The organism is Fontisubflavum oceani (genome assembly GCF_030407165.1).
Classification (GTDB): Bacteria; Pseudomonadota; Alphaproteobacteria; order Rhodobacterales; family Rhodobacteraceae; genus Rhodophyticola; species Rhodophyticola oceani.
On the sequence record NZ_CP129111.1, the window covers coordinates 185620 to 206369 of the forward strand.

A 20750-nucleotide genomic window follows, 5' to 3' on the forward strand; every position below is an offset into this window, starting at 1 on the left:
GGGAGACAAACACCTATGACTCATTCCGCACGAAACGTGCATCCCGCAGCTATGGCCTATGCGCAGGAAGTCGCTGACGGCACGATGGACCGCCGCGAGTTTTTGACCCGCGCGACCGCGCTTGGCGTATCGGCCAGCGTGGCCTATGGCCTGATCGGCTCGGCCAAACCTGCGCGCGCCGCCGGGCATATCCAACAAGGCGGAACGATCCGCATCCAGCAAGAAGTCCGGGCGATGAAAGATCCGCCCTCCTATGACTGGCCGCAGATCGCGAATTTCAGCCGTGGGTGGCTGGAATACCTGGTGGAATACAGCCGTGATGGCGTGTTCTCGGGCCGACTTCTGGAAAACTGGGAGGTCAATGAGGACGCGACACAATACACGTTGTACCTGCGTCAGGGTGTGATGTGGAACGATGGCACGCCGTTTACCTCGGACGATGTGGCCTACAACATCACCCGGTGGTGCGACCGCTCGATGGAAGGCAACGCGATGGCGTCGCGGATGGGCGCGCTCATCGACGAAGCGACCGGCGCGATTGCCGATGGCGTCTTGGAGGTCGTCGACGATCACACCGTGGTGCTGAATCTGGCACAGCCCGACATCACCATCATCCCGACCATGTCCGATTACCCCTCTGCCATCGTGCAGAACGGCTTCTCGGGCAGCCCGGTCGACAACCCCGTCGGCACGGGCCCCTATCGGCCCGTCTCTTACGAGGTGGGTGTCGGCGCGGTGATGGAGAAGAACCCCGATCACACCTGGTGGGACGCCGATAATGGCGCGGCGCTGGACCGGATCGAATTTGTCGATCTCGGCACCGACCAATCGGCCCATTTGGCCGCGGCCGAGGCCGGCGAGATCGACATGCTCTATGAGACTGTCGGCAATTTCGTCGATATTTTCGACTCGATCGGCTGGACCAAATCCGAAGCGCTCTCGGCCAACTCGCTGGTGCTCCGGACCAATCAGAACAACGCACCTTATGACGATGTGCGGGTGCGCCGCGCCTTGGCGCTGGCCTGCGACAACAGTGTTCTGCTTGAAATCGGCTATGATGGGCGCGGGACTGTGGCGGAGAACCACCATGTCTGCCCGATCCATCCCGAATATGCCGATATCGGACCGCCGGAATATAACCCGGAAGAAGCCCGTCGCCTGATGGAAGAGGCTGGTGTGCTCGACTTTGAGCATGAGCTGATCTCGATCGATGACAGTTGGCGGCGCCCCACCTCGGACGCACTGGCGGCGCAGCTTCGCGATGCCGGTTTGAACGTGACACGGACCATCTATCCAGGGTCGACCTTCTGGAACGATTGGGCCGAGTACCCGTTCAGCTCCACCGATTGGGGCCACCGGCCCTTGGGCGTGCAGAACCTGACGCTGGCCTATAAATCGGGCGAGCCCTGGAACGAAACCGGGTTCAACAACGAAGAGTTCGACACGCTTCTGGCCGAAGCTTCGGCAATTGCCGATGCCGAAGCCCGCAGCCAGGTGATGGCCCGGATTCAACAGATCATGCGCGATGAAGGGGTGATCATTCAGCCCTATTGGCGCTCGGTTTACCGGCACCATCGGGAGGACATCGTCGGCGCGGAAACGCACCCGATCTATGAGATCCACCTACATTACCTCGGCTTCGCAGCCTGATACAAAGAAGGGCGGCGCAGAATGCGCCGCCCTCTCCGGGACCATCTGGCAATGGATGGCTGCTTAGACCCACCCCACCAAATGCCCTTCCAGAATCTGTTGTACGCACGTCATCAGCTTCACGAGGGATGGGTAGAACCCCCGTCACGTTGACAACAAATCCTGGGAACCGCCGCGCCTGCAAAACGGCGGATTTGATCTGATCTTGGTTAGAACAAGATCGTGTCCATCACGAATTCGACGAACGCCTCCCCACGATCGGTATGGTCCTCGATCACGACGGATTGCGCGCCAGCGAGACGCATCTTGACGTCGCCATCCGCTGTCACTGTGACATTGGCCGCTTGCCAAGCATCCAGATCGGCATACGTCGTCAGGAAGCCAAAGTCCGATAGATCAATGGTGTCTTTGGCCGACCCAAAGACTTGCAGATCGGTGATCGTATCGCGGGAAAAGCCACCGTCTTTGAAAATAAAGACATCTGCACCTGAGCCGCCAGTCAATTGGTTGACGCCCGATCCACCCTCAAGGCGGTCGGTCCCGTGGCCACCGTCCAGCGTGTCAGCGCCAGCACCGCCGCGGAGCACATCCGCACCGGAATCGCCGTTCAGAACGTCGCGCCCCGCATCGCCCGACAGATCGTCTGCGCCAGCGCCGCCATTCAGCACATCGCCACCGCCGCCACCAGACAAGACATCCTTGCCATTGCCGCCGAACAGAGCATCGACCCCTGCCCCGCCGGACAGAACGTCGTCACCCTGGCGCCCCATCAACGTGTCATTGCCCGTGCCACCGTCCAGCATGTCATTGCCCTGGCCACCGCCAAGAAAGTCGCTGCCGCCGTCGCCGTAAAGCACGTCATCGCCAATGCCGCCTCTCAGCTCGTCATTGCCGGTACCGCCATGCAGCTCGTCATTGTCGGCCCGACCATAGAGAAGATCCTTGCCACTGCCGCCCCAGAGGATGTCATTTCCGTCTGCGCCACCAAGCCGGTCATTGCCCGCCCCGCCGAACATGACGTCATCGCCTTTGCCGCTCCAGAGGAAATCGGCCCCGATACCGCCATCCAACGCGTCGTTGCCAGCGCCACCATAGAGACGGTCGTCGCCACCATCGCCCGTCAGGGTATCATCGCCATCGGCCCCATAGGCCTTGTCATTCCCCTCGTCGCCCTGGGAGTGATCATGACCAGCACCACCATAAAGGCGGTCGGAGCCGGTGCCGCCGGACAAAACATCTTGATCAGCACCGCCATAGAGGCGATCCGCCCCGATGTTGCCGGATATGTTGTCGTTCCCTTGACCACCAATGGCGACGTCATTCGCGCCACCGCCTGAAATCTCGTCATTATCATTGCCGCCAAAGAGGCTGTCTGCACCGGCACCGCCAAACATCTGATCCTGCTCATCGCCACCGAAGAGTTTGTCGTTCCCTCCTTGGCCATACATGGTGTCATTACCATCACCACCCCAGAGTTTGTCATCGACGCCACCCGATCCGGACCCCGTGCCGGAGCTGGAGCCACCGGCCCGGACATTGCCGCCGGTTAGGTAGTCGTCACCCGTGCCGCCATAAATTTTGTCCTGACCCGCGCCGCCATCGATCACATCGGCGCCACCGCCGCCGCGCAGCGCATCTGCACCACCTGCGCCAGAGATCGTGTCGTCGCCGCCTTGGCCATAAACGCGGTCGGCGCTGTTGCCTGCCGAAATCGTGTCGTCACTTTCTTTGCCGTGAATGCGGTCCGGACCTGCGCCGCCACTGATCTCATCGGCCTCCGGTGTTCCGTATATATGTCTCGCCATTGTGGTCTCCCCTAACAGGCGTTGCGTTTTCTCATCACGCGACACCTATCGGACCATGGGGCCGAAGCGACCTGAGCAATGGCATATCTTCAGAAGAATTCGGATAGGCCTCCTGTCCGAAAGGAGAAGAAATGTTGCCCGACCAAACACAATCGGCACGATCAAAACAGATTGAAAATGAGCGTCATGGCCCGGCAAAATTGCCCCGGCCAAACGTTCTGCCCCGAACACGCCGGGACAGTATGAGTCGTTAGAGTTCAGACACGCCTGTCTGGCGCTAGAGCCACGTGTGGAAGCTCCGATCCGCCATCGGCTCAACCATCGCGCCAGCATGGCCATGATGCGGCGCATAGATTTCGGCCACTTTTGCCGCCGCCGCCTCCGCGCTCATCTCTTCGCTCTCGCCGGTCCGGCGGCAGGTGAGTTCCACCGCCTTTGTCCAGCCCACGTGGCCCGACGGTGATCCGCCAGGGAAGACCGATTAGATCCATGGTGGCGAATTTCGCGCCCGCCCGCTCTTCGCGGTCGTCATAGAGCGGCTCGAGCCCCTTGGCCTGAAGCGCCTTATAAAGCCCTTCGCAAGCGGCATCCGTGCCAGCATCACCCTGACGCAGATTGACGATGCCGCAATGGAATGGCGTCACACCTTCGGGCCAGATGATGCCTTTGTCGTCATGGCTGGCCTCGATAATCGCCCCCATCAGGCGGCTGACACCGATCCCGTGGCTGCCCATATGAACCGGCACTTTCTGCCCATCGGCGGTTTGCACCGTCGCGCCCATCGCGTCGGAGTATTTGGTGCCGAAATAGAAAATCTGACCCACTTCGATGCCGCGGGCCACCCGGCGCCGTTCTTCGGGGATTTCCATGAAGAGCGCTTCGTCATGGGTCTCGTCGGTGCGCGCATATCGGCTGGTGAACTCTTCCAACACAGCCTGACACTCTGCCTCATTGTCATAATCCACCGCGCGGTCACCGAATTTCAGATCGGTGATCTCGCTGTCATAAAACACTTCGCTCTCGCCGGTCTCGGCCAACACCAGAAACTCATGGGTGTCATCGCCGCCAATCGGCCCGCTATCGGCCCGCATCGGGATCGCTTGGAGGCCCATGCGCTCATAGGTGCGCAGATAGCTCACCAAATGGCGATTATACGCGTGCATCGCGGCTTCTTTCGACACGTCGAAATTATAGCCATCTTTCATCAGGAACTCGCGCCCGCGCATCACGCCAAAGCGCGGGCGGATCTCATCGCGGAATTTCCACTGGATATGATAGAGCGTCAGCGGCAGGTCCTTGTAGCTGGTTACATGGGACCGGAAAATATCGGTGATCAGCTCTTCATTGGTCGGACCGTAAAGCATATCCCGATCTTGCCGGTCGCGAATGCGCAGCATCTCTGGACCATAAGCGTCATAACGCCCGCTCTCTTTCCAAAGATCGGCGCTTTGCAAAGTGGGCATCAACATCGGGATATGGCCCGCGCGTTGCTGCTCTTCATTCACGATCCGCGCGATCCGCGTCAGTACCCGATAGCCAAGCGGCAGCCACGAATAGATCCCCGCACTGGCTTGTTTGATCATCCCCGCGCGCAACATCAGCCGGTGGCTGACAATCTGCGCCTCGGCAGGGGTCTCTTTCAGAACGGGCAGGAAATAGCGGCTTAGGCGCATGGGTTCTCTCATCTCGGGGTCGCGTTCCGCCCGGGTTACGCGATTGCCCGAGGTCGGACAAGAGATCACGCACCATCACAGGATCGTGATCGCCGTGATCGGATCAAGATGACCCCTCGTAACCCCTTCCGTGTTCAGACAATGGGAGACACATAAATGAAAAAATTGCTTGCCACCGCCCTCACCGCGGCCACCCTGATGGGCTCCGCTGCCAGCGCTAACACCATCGTTGATATCGCCGCCGCCGATGAGCGCTTCTCGACCCTCGTGGCCGCCGTGACCGCAGCAGGCCTGGTCGATACGCTGTCTGGACCTGGCCCGTTCACCGTCTTCGCGCCGGTCAATGACGCCTTCGCCGCGCTGCCTGAGGGTACGGTTGAAACGCTGCTCTTGCCGGAGAACCAGGGGCAGTTGACCGATATCTTGCTCTACCATGTGGATGATCGCGAACTGACCTCGGGCATGTTGCCAAACGGGTCGATCTATATCCGCCCGGCACTGACCTCAGCGCGCCTTTGCGTAACCGCTGGCTCGGGTGGCGTGTCCATCGCCGACGGCTCCGGAGAAATGGCCAATGTGGTCATCGCCGATATTGAGGCCGACAACGGCGTGATCCATGTGATTGATCGTGTGTTGATCCCTGGCGATCGTCCGGCCTGCCACTGAGCTTTGATCAGGGGCCGGAGCGTACCACCGCCTCGGCCCCAATCGCACCTGCAAGCGCCTGAAACCGGGCCTCGGCCACCTCGCCAAACAGGTTCCGCCCCGCGTCGGTCGTCAGTGTCAGCTCCAGAACTCTCTTCTTTGGATAAAGCTTGAGCCGCCCATGATCCGGCAGTCGGTCCAGCGCAAACATCGCGCCAAAGCGCATTGCGCGGCCCAAGATCTCCGCCTGCACCACATCGGCCTCAGGCAAAAGCTTCAACAAATCCGTGTCAAAATTCGTGCCCGAGCGGCTGGATTTATACCGGTGCAACAACGCCAGGCCCAAAAACACCCGCTCCGCATGGGTCATGCCGCCCAAATTGGCGCGGGTTGCGGTGTCGAAACACACCTCGGCCCGGTAATCGGGATGAGCGCGCCAGCTTACATCATGCAGCAGACAGGCCGCGCGTACCAAGCGCTTCCGGGCCGGTTTGGCATTGGCAAAAAGCGGTTCCACGAATTTGTAGAGCGCACGACCAAAGCCTTGCATCCGCGCGTTCTGCGCCTCCGCATGGCGCGCGGCTTCGATCAGAGGGTCACGATGGCGGAGCTCCGGCCCCATCTGCTCATAGAGCAACCCCTCGCGGATGCCATAGCTTGAGATCGCCACCTCATGCGGCCTGATCTGCCGCATCAACACGCGCAGGACCTCGGACGCCAAAGGCACCAGGCGCATCCGCGCCTCGCTGGTGCCGGTTTGCCCCCGCAACACCTCGATATCGGTCTTGGCGATGTATTTGATCGTCTCCATGATCGCACGCGGCGTCATGCGATACTCATGCAGCACTTTCAAAGGGTACCCGCGCCGCTCCATGTCGATCCGGGCAATGGCACGCCACGATCCGCCGACTAAAAACAACCGCTCCGGGCGGTCCGGGAACTGGGTTTTGAGCGCTACGATCCGATCCTTGATATGGGCGCGAACGGCTTTTTTGCCGCCCTTGATCCCCATCAGCTTCAACGGCCCCAGATCGGAGGTCTCGCATCGGCCCACCTGGCCTTCGCCCAACAACTCCGCCAACTCCATAGACGAGCCACCGATATCGCAGATCAGCCCCTGCGCCCCGGGCCAGCCCAACAGCACACCCTGCGCCGCGAGCCGCGCCTCTTCCGCGCCATCGACGACGACAATCTGCAAGCCAGTCTCCGCCGCCACTTCGGCGCGAAACTCTGGCCCATCCGCGGCCTCCCGCACCGCTGCTGTCGCAACCGTCACCAAAGGCGACACATCCATCGCCTCGGCCAGTGCCGCAAAGCGTTTCAAAGCAGTCAAAGCCCGCGCGCGACCATCAACCGAAAGCCGCCCGGTTTCGGCAAAGCCTGCACCCAGACCGCAAAGGATTTTCTCGTTGAAGAAATAGGCCGGCGACCGCGCCGCGCCGTCGAACACCACCAGCCGGACGGAGTTCGAGCCGATATCGATCACGCCCACCCGGCTTAGCGCGCGGGCTTGCGGCCCATCGAAAAGCGGCGCGCCAAACGGCCCCCAATCGGGGTGCGTCTCAATCGGAACGGCAGCCTCTCCCATCATAGTCACAGGCATGACATGCCGCTCACGCACCCGTCAATCATTCGAATGGGTCAGCGCTGGCACGTCTTTCGCCCCGGCGGACCCTCGGCCCGACAGGGAAGGGTTCTCCATAAAGAACCGGTGGCAGGAAAACGGGTTCTCGATCTGGCTCAGGTCGGGGCGCTCAAAGCTGCCATCGGGGGTCAACACCCAGCTTTGCGCCACATCGGCCAGATTGGCAGCCATGATCTGGCTCACAATCTGCGCTTTCACCGTCGCATTTTTGCATTCCACCAGAGTTTCGACCCGTCGGTTCAGGTTCCGGCCCATCCAATCCGCCGAGCTGATATAGACCCGCGCCTTCTTCGACGGCAGGCCCGATCCGTTGCCAAAACAGACAATCCGCGAGTGCTCCAGGAACCGGCCCACGACCGATTTCACCCGGATATTCTCGCTCAACCCCTTCACCCCAGGCCGAAGCCCGCAGATGCCCCGGATCACCAGATCAATCTTCACACCCGCCTGGCTCGCCTCATAGAGCGCGTCGATGACATCGGCCTCAATCAGGCTGTTCATCTTGGCCCAAACCATCGCCGGTTTACCCGCTTTGGCATGCGCCGCCTCGGCCTTGAGGTTCTCGAGGATTGTCGATTTCAGGCTGATCGGAGAGATCGCCAGATTCTCCAGCCCATCTGGCTCGGCATATCCGCCGATATAATTGAACACCTTCGTCGCATCCCGACCAAGCGCATCGTCGCAAGTGAAAAGGCTCAAATCGGTGTAAATCCGCGCGGTGATCGGGTGGTAATTGCCGGTTCCGTAATGGGTGTAAGTCACCAGCTTGTCACCCTCGCGGCGCACGACCGTCGAGATCTTGGCGTGGGTTTTATAGTTGATGAAGCCGTAAACCACATGCGCGCCCGAGCGTTCCAGCTTGCGCGATTGTCGGATATTCGCCGCCTCATCAAACCGCGCTTTCAACTCAACAAGTGCGGTGACCGACTTGCCGTTCTCCGCCGCCTCACACAGCGCTTCGACAATCGGGCTCTCGTTGGACGTCCGATAAAGCGTCTGTTTGATCGCCACAACATTTGGGTCCCGCGCCGCCTGCGCCAGAAAGCGGACCACCATGTCGAAGGTCTCATAGGGGTGATGGAGCAGCATATCCTTCTGCTGGATCGCAGCGAACATATCCCCTTCGTGATCCTGCACCCGCTCGGGCACGCGCGGCATGAAGCCAGGCCAGAGCAGATCGGGGCGTTCATCGATCACCAGTTCTTTCAGAGCGATGAGGCCGATCATGCCTTTGACTTCAACGATCTCGTCGCCTTGAACATTAAGTTGTTCGATGATCTCCGCGCGCAGATTTTCTGGCGCTGCATCAGAGATTTGCAGGCGAACAACTTCGCCACGGCGGCGGCGCTTGAGTGCGGTCTCAAATTCGCGCACCAAATCTTCGGCCTCTTCCTCGACCTCCAGATCGCTGTCGCGCAAGATGCGGAAGCTGCACGACCCGGTGAGTTTATAGCCGGGGAACAGCGCCCCCATGCAGCAGCAACAGCTCTTCCAATGGCAGGAATCTGGCCTGCCCGGCAGGGGCTGGCAGTTGCACAAAACGGTCGATCTGCCCCGGAATAGGCAAAAGCGCTTGCAAGCTCCGCCCGTCGCGCTCGCGTTTCATCTGCAGCGCGAGGGAGAACCCTTCGTTGGCGATAAACGGGAACGGATGCGCCGGGTCGATGGCCAAAGGCGACAGAACCGGAAACACCTGGGTCAAAAACACCGTTTCAAGATAGGATTTGTCCGCAGCGGTGAGGTCCGACCGGGCGACGACGTTGATCCCCTCGCCTTCCAGTTCCTTTTTCAACGCAATCCAAACGTCCTGCTGGCTCTGCATCAAGGCGCGGGCATCGGCATTGATCAGCGTCAGCTGTTCCGTCGGGCTGCGGCCATCGTCGGAGGGCATGACATTGCCCTCAAGCGCCAACTCACGCAGGCCGGCGACACGGACCGTGTAAAACTCATCAAGATTGCCCGCCGAGATCGAAACAAACCGGACGCGTTCCAAAAGCGGCACACGCGGATTTTCGGCCTCTTCCAACACCCGCCAGTTAAACGCAAGCCAACTAAGCTCCCGATTGAAAAACCGTTGTGGCCCCTTGGTTTGCGCCTCGGGTAAATCAACGGGATCAGGAATTGGGGCGGTGAGGAAATCTGCTGTGCTCATGGGTTCTTGCGTTAGGTCAGTTCTATATCAAGAACGTGACATTTATTCCTTGTCATCCGCAAGGATCGCCTTGGCCATTTTGCGGGTGGGTGGGCGTTTTGCCGCCAATGCCATCGCGTCAAGCGCCGTGATAAAGGCCTGAGCGGCGGCAAAAGAACGTTCGATTCGAGCCAAGGCATAGCTCAGGATGCGTGGCTTGAGGGGCATCTCCCTGTCTTGGGCGAGTTTCAACATGACCGCCGCCAGAAGCGCGTCATCGGGTGGAGACAAACGCAACACGCCCGCCTGCCGCATCCGGCTGTCCAGATCGGGCAGACCCAGCCCCCAACGTTCCGGCGCATCCCGCGCTGTCAGGAGGAGCGGCGCATCGCGCCCGGCCAGGGCATTGTGCAAATGGAACAGCGCCGTTTCTGCCTCCGGTTGACCGGCAATGTCATCGGCGTCTTCCACAGCAACGCCCGGCGCATCGGCCAGCGCCTCAACCCGCGCCGCCGTCAGATCGCGCGCTTGGATCAGAACCGCGCCCGACATATCGGCCCAGACATGCGCCAGATGGGTCTTGCCCGCCCCTTCGGGACCAACCAAGATCATTTTCCCAAAAGGCCAGCTTTGCCAACCGTCGATACCGGCGACCGCCACCGCATTGCCCGGGGAGACGAAGAAATCCTCGCGCCCCATCGCGGCGCGTAGGGGAAGTGTGAAGACCAGCTGCTCGGCCATCGCTAGTCGTCCTTGGTCTCGCCAAGGCCCTGATAGAGCAAACTCTGCTTATATTGCTCCACCCCATATCGGACCAAAACACCGATCACGGCCGCGACCGGCACCGCCACCAATAGGCCAACAAAGCCGAACACCGCGCCAAAGGCTGAAAGCGCAAAGATCAACCACACCGGGTGCAGTCCGACCGAGCCACCCACCAGATTGGGGGTCAGGATATTGCCCTCGACAACTTGGCCAACTTGAAAAATCGCCGCCACGGCAACGATCCACCACCATTCGCCCCAGAACTGGAAGAGCGCCAAGCCGACGGCCAGCACCCCGCCGAACAGCGCCCCGATATAGGGGATGAACGAGATCAAACCGGCGATAAACCCGACAACAACGCCGAATTGCAGGCCGATAATCATCAAGGCAACGGCATAGAACGTGCCCAGGATCAGGCAGACCGTCCCCTGGCCGCGGACGAAACTCGCCAAGGTCTGATCAATCTCAGACGCCAGACGGCGGATGACCGGGCGGTGATCGCGCGGCAGAAGATCGTCGATCCGGGCCACCATCCGGTCCCAATCCCACAGCAGATAGAATGAGACGACGGGCACAACGACGATGAACACGATGACATTGATCACCGACATGGCCGAACTCAATACGCCATTGAGCAACTCACCGCCACGGGATTGGATCGTCTCGCCGATTGCCACGAGCGAGCCCCGGAGTGGTGAGCTCTCATCCATCAATTGCGGGAACTGCGTAATTAGGAAATCGCGCAATTGGATGAAAAGATCAGGTGCCGCGGAGATGAGGCCCGTGAGCTGACTGATCAGAAGCGGCACCACGATCAGCGCGGCAATGACAACGGCCAGCAGCGCCATCAAAGAAATCAGAACCGTGGCCCAGATACGTTTGAGCCCCTTTGCTTCAAGCCAATCGGCCACAGGATCAAGGAAATACGCCACGGCACCGCCGACGACGAACGGCAAAATGACATCGCCAAGCGCCCACAGGATCAAAAGGAATACCGCAAAGGCGATGCCCCAATAGATCAGTTGTTGTCGGACCGGCAAAGCCATAACGCGCGGGTCTCCTTCCTGCCCCTTGATGCGACAGGGGCCGGATCAGGGCAAGAGCAAACCCAAAGGCCGGTTTCCGCGAGGAAACCGACCGGAAAACGTGCGTTTTCCGGCTCCCTCTCCTCAATCTCTCAATATTGCGCGGATCAGCCTCGGGCTTCCCCAATCAAGCGCAGAATGTCCTGAGCCGCTTCCGGGATGTTCGTGCCGGGCCCAAAGATGGCTTTGACACCAGCATTTTGCAGGAACTCGTAGTCCTGATGCGGGATCACGCCGCCACAAATCACGATGATATCTCCGGCATCATTGGCCTTCAGCGCCTCGATCAGCTTTGGCGCGAGGGTTTTGTGCCCGGCGGCCTGAGACGAGATGCCGATGACATGAACGTCATTGTCGATCGCGTCCTGCGCTGCCTCTTCCGGGGTTTGGAAGAGCGGCCCCACATCCACATCGAAGCCGATATCGGCAAAGGCCGTGGCGATCACCTTCGCACCCCGGTCATGCCCATCCTGGCCCATTTTCACCACCAGCATACGCGGGCGGCGGCCCTCTGCCTCGGCGAATTTCTCTACATCGGCCTGGATCGCCGCGAAGCCTTCATCGCCTTCATAGGCGGCACCATAGACACCAGCCAGGGTTTTCACTTCCGCCCGGTGGCGGCCAAAGGATTTTTCCATCGCCATGCTGATCTCCCCCACGGATGCCCGCGCGCGGGCCGCTTCCACGGCCAGTTCCAACAGATTTCCAGTGCCGGTCGAGGCGGCCTGCTCAAGCGCCGCAAGGGCACCCTCGCAGGCCGCCGCATCACGCGTCTCGCGGATGCGCGCCAGCCGCGCCACCTGCGCCTCCCGAACCGCGGTGTTGTCAATTTCGAGAATATCGATCGGGTCTTCCTCGGTCAGCCGGTACTTGTTCACCCCGACAATCACCTCATCGCCCCGGTCGATCATCGCCTGGCGCTTGGCCGCGCTTTCCTCGATCCGAAGCTTCGGCATGCCGGTGGCGACAGCTTTGGTCATGCCGCCCATCTCTTCGACCTCTTCGATCAGGGCCCAAGCCTGCTCGATCAGTTCTGCCGTCAGCGCTTCGACATAGTAGGACCCCGCCAACGGGTCGACCACATTGGTCACGCCGGTTTCTTCTTGCAAAATCAACTGCGTATTCCGAGCAATCCGAGCGGCAAACTCGGTGGGCAATGCAATGGCTTCGTCCAGAGCGTTGGTATGCAGCGACTGCGTACCACCCAGAACCGCACTCATTGCTTCATAGGCAGTGCGGACAACGTTGTTATAGGGATCCTGCTCCTGCAGGCTGACCCCCGAGGTCTGACAGTGGGTCCGAAGCATCTTGGAGCGTTCGGATTTCGCACCGAACTCCGTCATGATCCGGTGCCAGAGGAACCGTGCCGCGCGGAGCTTGGCCGCCTCCATGAAGAAATTCATCCCGATGGCGAAGAAGAAGCTCAGCCGCCCGGCGAATTTGTCGACATCCATGCCACGGGCCATTGCCGCGCGCACATATTCGCGGCCATCGGCCAGCGTATAGGCCAGCTCTTGCACAAGGTTCGCCCCCGCCTCCTGCATGTGATAGCCGGAGATCGAGATCGAGTTGAATTTGGGCATCTCGTTCGACGTATATTCGATGATATCGGCAATGATCCGCATCGAGGCCTCGGGCGGGTAGATATAAGTGTTCCGCACCATGAACTCTTTCAGAATGTCGTTCTGAATGGTGCCAGAGAGCACCGCGCGCTCATGGCCCTGCTCCTCACCTGCCACGATGAAATTCGCCAGGATCGGGATCACCGCACCGTTCATCGTCATCGAGACAGAGACCTTATCAAGTGGGATCCCGTCGAAGAGGATTTTCATATCCTCCACACTATCAATCGCCACACCGGCCTTGCCCACATCACCCACAACGCGGGGATGATCGCTGTCATACCCCCGATGCGTGGCCAGATCGAAGGCGACGGACACGCCTTGCTGCCCGGCGGCCAGCGCTTTGCGGTAAAAGGCATTCGACTCTTCCGCCGTCGAGAAACCCGCATATTGCCGGATCGTCCAGGGCCGCCCGGCATACATCGTCGCCTTCACGCCCCGGGTAAACGGCGCCTCGCCCGGTACACCCCCCATATGTGGCAGGTCCGTCGCATCTTCAGAGGTATAGAGCGGTTTGACCGGGATGCCCTCCAGCGTGTCCCAGGTCAGATCGTCCAAGGCGCGACCGCGCAACTCTTTCGCGGCCAGGTCACGCCAGGCGTCGGTGTTCTCCGTCATATTAGGATCCTCTTACTTGTCTTGTCGCGTCCCGATCTGTGGTCGGGCCGTCGATATCTCGTCGCAGCTCAGCGGCCTTGACGGACCACCAAGGCAGGTTTCCCGGCAAACGGGGCCGCCCGAGCAGTAGCGAACCTTGCACCGGCTTAAGCCCTTCAATTGAAGCAGGTTTCGCCCGCCACAATGCCGCAGCGCATCTGTGAGCCAGGCAAATCAGGTTTTTGCCGCAATCCGAGGCGTATTGCGCCACGAAACACTTCGCATTCCTTCGCTGACCCCCTATATCTGGCAGAGACGGAGGATTCATGCGCGCATCCCTACTGACCAGCCTAACCCTTGGTTTTTCACTCTTTCTCGCCTTGCCCGGGGCAGCGCAAGATGTTGCGATGGCGCAAAACGAGACTGGGGAAACCGAAACCGAGGCTGTTGATCCGCTGGAACCGCGCAGCGCGGTTGATTTGGATTTGAACGACTTTCTTTGGGTCTCCAGACCGATTGTGGTCTTTGCCGACACCGATGCCGATCCCAGATTCCGCGAGCAAATGGCGCTTCTGGCCGACCGGCCCGACCCGCTTTTGGAACGCGATGTGGTGATCATCTTCGACATCGACCCCGAGGCCCAGTCAGAGATTCGCCGCCAGCTGCGCCCGCGCGGCTTTGCACTCGTGCTGATGGACAAAGACGGCACGGTCAATCTGCGCCGCCCCTCGCCACGCGATGTGCGCGAGATCATGCGCGCCATCGACAACATGCCGCTCCGCATCGAAGAGTTGCGGTCGGGCGGATAGCCCGCGCCAGGGATATGCGGAACGGCCCAGGTCACCGGATCACTCGAACTCCATAATCACGTCATCGACCGCAAGGCTATCACCGGCGCCTGCGTTGATCTTGGCGACCACGCCTTTCTTCTCGGCACGCAGGATGTTTTCCATCTTCATCGCCTCGATGGTGCAAAGCGCTTGGCCTTCCTGCACCTCATCGCCCTCGGCCACATCAACCTTCACGATCAAGCCCGGCATCGGGCAGAGCAGCAACCGCGACGTATCCGGCGGTAGCTTCTCCGGCATCAGCCCCGCCAATTCGGCCTGCCTTGGCGTTCGGACCACCGCTTTGAGATCCGCACCGCGATACCGGAGCCGCGCACCGCCTCGGATGAAATCGGTCTTCACGATCATCGGACGCTCACCCACGCTGCCTTCAAACAGCGTATCGCCAAGCTGCCAGTCCGAGTTCACCTTGAAATGACTGTCATCGGCGAAGGTCACCTCGGTGCCGAAATCGGTCTCTTCGATATGGACCGGGAAGGATTCCTTGCCGACAAACACCACCCAATCGGGGGCAACGCGGCGCGAATGATTGGGCATCGTGCCGCTGATCTTGGCAGCCCGCTCCTCTTTCAACATCTTCATATGCGCCGCGACCGCAGCCAGATGTTTCAGATCATTGCCCTGTGGCGTCACGCCCTCGAACCCATCGGGATATTCCTCCTCGATAAAGGCCGTCGTGATCTCGCCCGAGACAAAACGCGGATGGTCCATCACGGCAGCGAGGAATGGCAGATTGTGCCCAATCCCTTCCAGCTCGAACCCATCGAGCGCGTTGCGCATGCCTTCAATCGCTGCGGGCCTATCCGGTGCCCAGGTGCAGAGCTTGGCGATCATCGGGTCATAATACATCGAAATCTCGCCGCCCTCGAAGACGCCGGTGTCATTCCGCACCGCCGTTGTGCCGCTTGGAGCCTCACCTTGCCACTTGTCACTGTCCAGGAGCGGCCCAGACGCGATTTCCGCCGGCGGGCGATAACGCACGAGACGCCCGATGGAAGGCAGGAAGCCGCGATACGGGTCCTCAGCGTAAAGCCGACTCTCGATCGCCCAACCGGTCAGCGTGATGTCGTCTTGCCCAAAGGGCAGCGCCTCTCCGCCCGCAACGCGGATCATCTGCTCCACCAGATCGACGCCGGTGATCAGCTCCGTCACCGGATGTTCCACCTGAAGCCGGGTGTTCATCTCAAGGAAATAGAAGTTTTTCTCACCATCAACGATGAATTCGACCGTGCCCGCACTGGTGTATCCGACCGCTTCGGCCAAGGCGACGGCCTGCTCCCCCATCGCTTTCCGCGTGGCCTCATCCAGGAACGGCGACGGGGCCTCTTCGATCACCTTTTGGTTCCGGCGTTGGATCGAGCATTCCCGCTCACCCAGATAGACCGCGTTGCCATGGCTGTCAGCCAGAACCTGAATCTCGATATGGCGTGGTTGGGTGACGAACTTCTCAATGAAAATCCGGTCATCGCCGAAGCTGCTGGCCGCTTCGTTTTTCGAGCTTTGGAAACCTTCGCGCGCTTCGTCATCATTCCAAGCGATCCGCATGCCCTTGCCGCCACCACCAGCGCTGGCTTTGATCATCACCGGATAGCCAATCTCATTCGAGATTTTGACTGCCTCTTCGGCATCCTCGATCAGCCCCATATAGCCGGGCACGGTGCTCACCCCCGCCTCTTGAGCAATCTTTTTCGAGGTGATCTTGTCGCCCATCGATTCAATTGCACCAGCAGGCGGGCCGACAAAGGCCACGCCTTCGGCTTCGAGGGCCTCAGCGAATTTCTTGTTTTCAGAAAGAAAGCCATAGCCTGGATGCACAGCCTCAGCGCCCGTGTCGCGGATCGCCTGCATCACCTTGTCGATCACGATGTAGCTTTCCGACGCGGCTGGCGGCCCAATATGTACCGCTTCATCGGCCATCTTCACATGCAGCGCATTGCGATCCGCATCGGAATAGATCGCAACCGTCTTGATCCCCATCTTCTGCGCTGTCTTGATCACGCGGCAAGCAATCTCGCCGCGATTGGCGATGAGCAGTTTCTTGAACATTATTGGCTGTCCCCTTCTTTCAGGCATGGTGGCCTGTCTTCAACACAAAAAAGGCCGACTGGGGTCCTGCCCCGGCGGCCTTCTGTTAGATCGTTGGTACGGGTTGTGGCGGGTCGCGCCTTAGTTGCAGAGCCCTGCGTCGTCGCAAAGCGCGCCGCCGGCCGCACCGATAAGCACACCAGTTGCGATATTGCCGTTAAGCGCGGCTGCGGTGACACCACCGGCCGCGGCGCCAAGACCGGCGCGTTCCAAATCGGACGCCACGCAAGCCGATAGGCCCAGTGTGGCAACAAGGACGAGTGTGAGTTTGTAGGTTCCGCGCATTGTGCGTCTTCTCCTGTCGATTTTATGCCTCTATCGCGACAGCCTACCTCAGTTCGCCCCCGGAAAAAAGGCGGTCGGCACAGAAACCTGGCCGACCGCTTCGAAGGGGAAGGGTAACACGTCTTGTCACGACCGGCCCGAAAACAGCTGGGGACAGGGGCCGGTAAAAGGACGTTGGCACAGGAAAAACCGGCCCAAAAGGACAAGTTACCGGCAAATTTGCTTTGGGCCGGAAACCGCGCAATCGAGAAGAGCATAGGCAGCATCATGCCGATCCGCCCTCCCAAATACCGCGCCCGTCAAAAGCCTCAGGGAAAGATGCGCGGGCGCGACCCTCATCAATTTGCAGAAGGGCGTCATAACTCTTGGGATCAAATGGATCTTCGGCGACAACGACTTCACGACCGAACACCCAACTCAGCCGTCCGGCATCCAGGTTTCCGCGCTCAAAAGGCTCTGAGCCGAAATAGAGCCAAAGCGCCTCCATGAAAGCCGCGTCCGCGCGCCGATCGGCGGGGCGTCGGTCGGCATGGCGCTCCCGCCGGATAAGCGGTGTTGCTCCTGCCTTGTTTTCACGGCGGATGGTGAATTGATAATCGCTGCCCGGAAGGCGGCCAGGGAAGCCGCGATGCTTGATCATCGCGGCCCCCAATTCTCAGAGTTACGGAACCCGTGGGCCACCAGCGGCGTTCTGACCACGCCCACCGGTCTGGGTCGAACTGTCGTCACCATCATCGCCAATCGGCTGACGTCCGCGATCGTAGACGGGCGGACAGATGGCCACATTCGCGCCAGCTGTGTAGCTTTCCTCACAGACCTCATCGCAGTTCGGAATATTCGGCGAATAATTCGTACCGGGCACAGGATCACTTGGGACACAAAGCGCTTCGCCGGATTTGGAAAAGAGTGGCATCGCTCGCGCCACTTGCGGCTCTGGTGGCTGTGCACATCCGGCCAAAACCAACGCCGCGGGGCCCGCAATGGCCAACAATCGTATTCTAAGCATGGGAGTCTCCCCTTCAAAAATGTGACTTCACAATACTGTGTTCGCGTCACATTACAAAGAGGTTCAAAAAAGATCGCCGCCGGAGTGGCCGCGATGTGCCGGACGGACAGCAAAGCCCGTCCGGCGAGGACACCGTCAGTTGTACTTGTTGTACACCGGTTCCTCGACAATAGGGGCCGGCTCGACAATGATGATTTCTTCCTGCGCGGGAGCCTGCGCACAAGCGGCGACGCTTGCCAAAAGTCCCAATGCAAGAAGCGCTTTGATGCTCTTGGACATCTCGCTCTCCTGTTATGTGTGACCCTGCCGGGGTTGATCCCAGTCATGATCATTGGTTCGGTCACTTGGAGGTAACCAGGGCCGAAGATACCCTGAATTGGGATCAATCGACACCGGTTTCGCGGGACAGCTCGGGTCTGTGGCGCGCTTGCATCAAATGCTTGTCGGCATGAACCGCGATCCGCAACATATTGTGGCTGCATCAAAAACCCTCCCAGATGCAGGAGTCGTCGTCAAAGACATACCCGGCAAAAACCTGCGCAGCCTCGGCATCGGCCTGCCCACGCGGCACCACCCGATCCATGATCTGCACAACGATCTGCACTGGCGGTTCGGGGGCAGCGTCTACAGCCTCCGGCGCGAAATGCGTGCATGCCCAATCCAAATCCTCCTGCGGGTCATCCTCGGCATCGGCAAGATCCGGGGCCAGAAGTCGGATCACCGCCCATAACTCCTCGGAATAGGGCTGCACCTCATAGAGCACCTCGTGCAACGTCACCGCCATCCCCGACGGCGCGACCACCTCTTCCTCTTCCGCCTCCGCCGGTGCCGCCACGAGGGCGAGAGGGATCACCAACGCCTTCATGGCCGCCGCGCCAACATGTCGATTTCGACCAACGCGCCCACCGCCAGCGCCGTGACCCCCACGGTCGTGCGCGCGGGCCGCCGATCCGTAGGAAAATAGCTCTGATAGGTCTCATTGAACGCCGCATAGTCGCGCTCGAACGCTGTCAGATAACAACGGCATTGCACCACATGTCTTAGATCAAGCCTCACCCCTTGGAGCACGATCTCCAGGTTCCGCATCACCGCCTGGGTCTGCGCCACGATCCCGTTGGGCAATGGCCTGTCGGGGTTCTCCGGATCGGTCGGCATCTGGCCCGTCAGGATCACCCAGCCATCCGTCTCGACCGCATGGGAAAACGGCGCTACGGGGCGAGGGCCGCCCGAAATCATATGGAAAACCGGCTCAGACATCCCGACTCACAACGGAATATTGTCGTGCTTTTTCCACGGCATTTGCACTTGCTTGGTCCGAAGCGCGGCAAAGGCCCGGCAGACCCGCCGCCGGGTGGAACGCGGCTGGATCACCTCATCGATGAAGCCACGTTCGGCGGCGACAAACGGGTTCGCAAACCGGTCCTCATATTCCGCCGTATGGGCCGCGATCTTTTCCGGATCGTCCAGATCGGCCCGGTGCAGAATCTCCGTCGCCCCTTTCGCCCCCATCACCGCAATCTCTGAGGTCGGCCAGGCGTAGTTGATATCGCCCTGCATGTGTTTCGAACTCATCACCACATAGGCCCCGCCATAAGCTTTCCGGGTGATCACCGTCACTTTCGGCACCGTCGCCTCACCATAGGCGAAGAGCAGTTTCGCGCCGTGTTTGATCACGCCCGCATATTCCTGCCCCGTCCCGGGCAGGAAGCCTGGCACATCGACAAAGGTCAGGATCGGAATCTCAAACGCATCGCAGAACCGCACGAACCGTGCCCCTTTTCGGGCGCTGTCGATATCAAGCACACCGGCGAGGTTCAGGGGCTGATTGGCGACCACACCGACTGTCTGGCCCTCAAGCCGGATGAAGCCGGTGATGATGTTTTTCGCGAACTCCTCCTGAATCTCGAAAAAATCGCCCTCATCGGCGGTCTTCAGGATCAATTCCTTCATGTCATAGGGCATGTTCGGATTGTCGGGGACCAGCGTGTCGAGGCTCTCCTCAATCCGGTCGGGGCTGTCGAAAAACGCGCGGACCGGCGGCTTTTCCCGGTTCGACAGCGGCAGGAAGTCGATCAACCGGCGCACTTCGTTCAGCGCTTCGACGTCATCTTCAAACGCGCCATCCGCGACGGAGGATTTGCGGGTATGGGTCGTGGCCCCGCCCAGTTCCTCAGCCGTCACATGCTCATTGGTCACGGTCTTCACCACGTCCGGCCCGGTGACGAACATGTAAGAGCTGTCCTTCACCATGAAGATGAAATCGGTCATCGCCGGCGAATAGACCGCGCCGCCCGCACAGGGGCCCATGATCATGGAGATCTGCGGCACAACGCCAGAGGCGCGAATATTGCGCTGGAACACCTCGCCATAGGCCGCGAGGCTGGAGACCCCTTCCTGAATCCGCGCGCCGCCGGAATCGTTGATCCCGATCACAGGCGCGCCGTTCTGCATCGCCATATCCATGATTTTGCAGATTTTCGCCGCATGGGTTTCCGAGACCGACCCCCCCAGAACCGTGAAATCCTGCGAAAACACATAGATCATCCGCCCGTTCACCGTGCCCCAGCCGGTGACAACGCCATCGCCGCGCGGTTTGGTCTTCTCCATCCCGAAATCGGTGCAGCGATGGGTGACGAACATGTCGTATTCTTCGAAACTGTCCTCATCCAGCAAAAGCTCGATCCGTTCGCGCGCCGTCAGCTTGCCCTTGGCGTGCTGGCTATCGATGCGTTTCTGGCCACCGCCCAGGCGGGCCTCTTCGCGACGATGCTCAAGCTCTTGCAGGATGTCTTTCATGGGGTCCCTCCGATCCAGGCGCGAGATACGCGCGCGTTTCCGGGCAGGTTATCCAGATGGTCCCCGCAAAGACAGCCCGAACTCGCATATTTGCAAATTCATTCGCAACCTG

16 protein-coding genes and 2 pseudogenes are annotated in these 20750 nt (G+C 60.2%); 3 read left to right on the plus strand and 15 right to left on the minus strand.

The window, feature by feature from the left end; genetic code table 11:
- Positions 1 to 15: 15 nt before the first annotated feature.
- Positions 16 to 1650: an ABC transporter substrate-binding protein gene (locus QTA57_RS00970; protein ID WP_290153191.1), complete on the plus strand. Its 1635-nt coding sequence runs from the start codon at positions 16 to 18 to the stop codon at positions 1648 to 1650.
- Positions 1651 to 1859: 209 nt separating this feature from the next.
- On the opposite strand, the gene QTA57_RS00975 is transcribed toward QTA57_RS00970, so the two are convergent.
- Together QTA57_RS00975 and proS are read right to left on the minus strand one after the other, a co-directional pair.
- Positions 1860 to 3455 (minus strand): calcium-binding protein, encoded by a 1596-nt coding sequence (locus QTA57_RS00975; protein WP_290153192.1) that lies wholly within the window; start codon positions 3453 to 3455, stop codon positions 1860 to 1862.
- 277 nt (positions 3456 to 3732) lie between these two features.
- Positions 3733 to 5128 (minus strand): annotated as a pseudogene (proS, locus tag QTA57_RS00980) (proline--tRNA ligase).
- Positions 5129 to 5284: 156 nt separating this feature from the next.
- Between proS and QTA57_RS00985 the strand changes: the two are divergent.
- Positions 5285 to 5794: a fasciclin domain-containing protein gene (locus QTA57_RS00985; RefSeq protein ID WP_145211536.1), complete on the plus strand. Its 510-nt coding sequence runs from the start codon at positions 5285 to 5287 to the stop codon at positions 5792 to 5794.
- Positions 5795 to 5801: 7 nt separating this feature from the next.
- On the opposite strand, the gene QTA57_RS00990 is transcribed toward QTA57_RS00985, so the two are convergent.
- The 5 genes and pseudogenes from QTA57_RS00990 to scpA form a co-directional block, all read right to left on the minus strand.
- Positions 5802 to 7376: a Ppx/GppA family phosphatase gene (locus tag QTA57_RS00990; protein WP_290153193.1), complete on the minus strand. Its 1575-nt coding sequence runs from the start codon at positions 7374 to 7376 to the stop codon at positions 5802 to 5804.
- A 21-nt stretch (positions 7377 to 7397) separates the two neighbouring features.
- Positions 7398 to 9570: pseudogene (locus QTA57_RS00995) on the minus strand (RNA degradosome polyphosphate kinase).
- A 42-nt stretch (positions 9571 to 9612) separates the two neighbouring features.
- Positions 9613 to 10290: a P-loop NTPase family protein gene (locus QTA57_RS01000; RefSeq protein ID WP_290153194.1), complete on the minus strand. Its 678-nt coding sequence runs from the start codon at positions 10288 to 10290 to the stop codon at positions 9613 to 9615.
- A 2-nt stretch (positions 10291 to 10292) separates the two neighbouring features.
- Positions 10293 to 11360, minus strand: coding sequence for an AI-2E family transporter (locus QTA57_RS01005; RefSeq protein WP_290153195.1), 1068 nt, complete (start codon positions 11358 to 11360; stop codon positions 10293 to 10295).
- Between the two features lie 146 nt (positions 11361 to 11506).
- Complete coding sequence (gene scpA, locus QTA57_RS01010) at positions 11507 to 13639, minus strand: methylmalonyl-CoA mutase (protein WP_171557731.1); 2133 nt, start codon at positions 13637 to 13639, stop codon at positions 11507 to 11509.
- Between the two features lie 305 nt (positions 13640 to 13944).
- Here scpA and QTA57_RS01015 point away from each other — a divergent pair, with 305 nt between their 5' ends.
- Positions 13945 to 14427: a DUF4174 domain-containing protein gene (locus tag QTA57_RS01015; protein ID WP_290153196.1), complete on the plus strand. Its 483-nt coding sequence runs from the start codon at positions 13945 to 13947 to the stop codon at positions 14425 to 14427.
- Between the two features lie 39 nt (positions 14428 to 14466).
- Here the strand turns inward: QTA57_RS01015 and QTA57_RS01020 are convergent, their stop codons facing one another.
- The 8 genes from QTA57_RS01020 to QTA57_RS01055 form a co-directional block, all read right to left on the minus strand.
- On the minus strand, positions 14467 to 16512 hold the full coding sequence (locus tag QTA57_RS01020) for an acetyl-CoA carboxylase biotin carboxylase subunit (RefSeq protein WP_290153197.1): 2046 nt from the start codon (positions 16510 to 16512) through the stop codon (positions 14467 to 14469).
- A 120-nt stretch (positions 16513 to 16632) separates the two neighbouring features.
- Complete coding sequence (locus QTA57_RS01025) at positions 16633 to 16836, minus strand: hypothetical protein (protein ID WP_145211553.1); 204 nt, start codon at positions 16834 to 16836, stop codon at positions 16633 to 16635.
- Positions 16837 to 17101: 265 nt separating this feature from the next.
- Positions 17102 to 17476, minus strand: coding sequence for a hypothetical protein (locus tag QTA57_RS01030; protein ID WP_290153198.1), 375 nt, complete (start codon positions 17474 to 17476; stop codon positions 17102 to 17104).
- Positions 17477 to 17497: 21 nt separating this feature from the next.
- On the minus strand, positions 17498 to 17842 hold the full coding sequence (locus QTA57_RS01035; RefSeq protein ID WP_290153199.1) for a hypothetical protein: 345 nt from the start codon (positions 17840 to 17842) through the stop codon (positions 17498 to 17500).
- A gap of 135 nt (positions 17843 to 17977) precedes the next feature.
- Complete coding sequence (locus tag QTA57_RS01040; RefSeq protein ID WP_171557724.1) at positions 17978 to 18121, minus strand: hypothetical protein; 144 nt, start codon at positions 18119 to 18121, stop codon at positions 17978 to 17980.
- A gap of 202 nt (positions 18122 to 18323) precedes the next feature.
- Entirely contained in the window at positions 18324 to 18707 is a 384-nt protein-coding gene (locus tag QTA57_RS01045) for a DUF6497 family protein (protein WP_290153200.1), read from the minus strand.
- Positions 18704 to 19099 (minus strand): RidA family protein, encoded by a 396-nt coding sequence (locus QTA57_RS01050; protein WP_290153201.1) that lies wholly within the window; start codon positions 19097 to 19099, stop codon positions 18704 to 18706. The genes QTA57_RS01045 and QTA57_RS01050 overlap by 4 nt, the downstream gene beginning before the upstream one ends.
- Before the next feature lie 6 nt (positions 19100 to 19105).
- Complete coding sequence (locus QTA57_RS01055) at positions 19106 to 20638, minus strand: acyl-CoA carboxylase subunit beta (RefSeq protein ID WP_290153202.1); 1533 nt, start codon at positions 20636 to 20638, stop codon at positions 19106 to 19108.
- Positions 20639 to 20750 lie beyond the last annotated feature (112 nt).

What these genes read in the sequence shown, in the direction of transcription:
- QTA57_RS00970 (WP_290153191.1), top strand. Translation starts at nt 16, where the DNA reads ATGACTCATTCCGCACGAAACGTGCATCCCGCAGCTATGGCCTATGCG.
- QTA57_RS00975 (WP_290153192.1), bottom strand. Translation starts at nt 3,455, where the DNA reads ATGGCGAGACATATATACGGAACACCGGAGGCCGATGAGATCAGTGGC.
- QTA57_RS00985 (WP_145211536.1), top strand. Translation starts at nt 5,285, where the DNA reads ATGAAAAAATTGCTTGCCACCGCCCTCACCGCGGCCACCCTGATGGGC.
- QTA57_RS00990 (WP_290153193.1), bottom strand. Translation starts at nt 7,376, where the DNA reads ATGCCTGTGACTATGATGGGAGAGGCTGCCGTTCCGATTGAGACGCAC.
- QTA57_RS01000 (WP_290153194.1), bottom strand. Translation starts at nt 10,290, where the DNA reads ATGGCCGAGCAGCTGGTCTTCACACTTCCCCTACGCGCCGCGATGGGG.
- QTA57_RS01005 (WP_290153195.1), bottom strand. Translation starts at nt 11,360, where the DNA reads ATGGCTTTGCCGGTCCGACAACAACTGATCTATTGGGGCATCGCCTTT.
- scpA (WP_171557731.1), bottom strand. Translation starts at nt 13,639, where the DNA reads ATGACGGAGAACACCGACGCCTGGCGTGACCTGGCCGCGAAAGAGTTG.
- QTA57_RS01015 (WP_290153196.1), top strand. Translation starts at nt 13,945, where the DNA reads ATGCGCGCATCCCTACTGACCAGCCTAACCCTTGGTTTTTCACTCTTT.
- QTA57_RS01020 (WP_290153197.1), bottom strand. Translation starts at nt 16,512, where the DNA reads ATGTTCAAGAAACTGCTCATCGCCAATCGCGGCGAGATTGCTTGCCGC.
- QTA57_RS01025 (WP_145211553.1), bottom strand. Translation starts at nt 16,836, where the DNA reads ATGCGCGGAACCTACAAACTCACACTCGTCCTTGTTGCCACACTGGGC.
- QTA57_RS01030 (WP_290153198.1), bottom strand. Translation starts at nt 17,476, where the DNA reads ATGATCAAGCATCGCGGCTTCCCTGGCCGCCTTCCGGGCAGCGATTAT.
- QTA57_RS01035 (WP_290153199.1), bottom strand. Translation starts at nt 17,842, where the DNA reads ATGCTTAGAATACGATTGTTGGCCATTGCGGGCCCCGCGGCGTTGGTT.
- QTA57_RS01040 (WP_171557724.1), bottom strand. Translation starts at nt 18,121, where the DNA reads ATGTCCAAGAGCATCAAAGCGCTTCTTGCATTGGGACTTTTGGCAAGC.
- QTA57_RS01045 (WP_290153200.1), bottom strand. Translation starts at nt 18,707, where the DNA reads ATGAAGGCGTTGGTGATCCCTCTCGCCCTCGTGGCGGCACCGGCGGAG.
- QTA57_RS01050 (WP_290153201.1), bottom strand. Translation starts at nt 19,099, where the DNA reads ATGTCTGAGCCGGTTTTCCATATGATTTCGGGCGGCCCTCGCCCCGTA.
- QTA57_RS01055 (WP_290153202.1), bottom strand. Translation starts at nt 20,638, where the DNA reads ATGAAAGACATCCTGCAAGAGCTTGAGCATCGTCGCGAAGAGGCCCGC.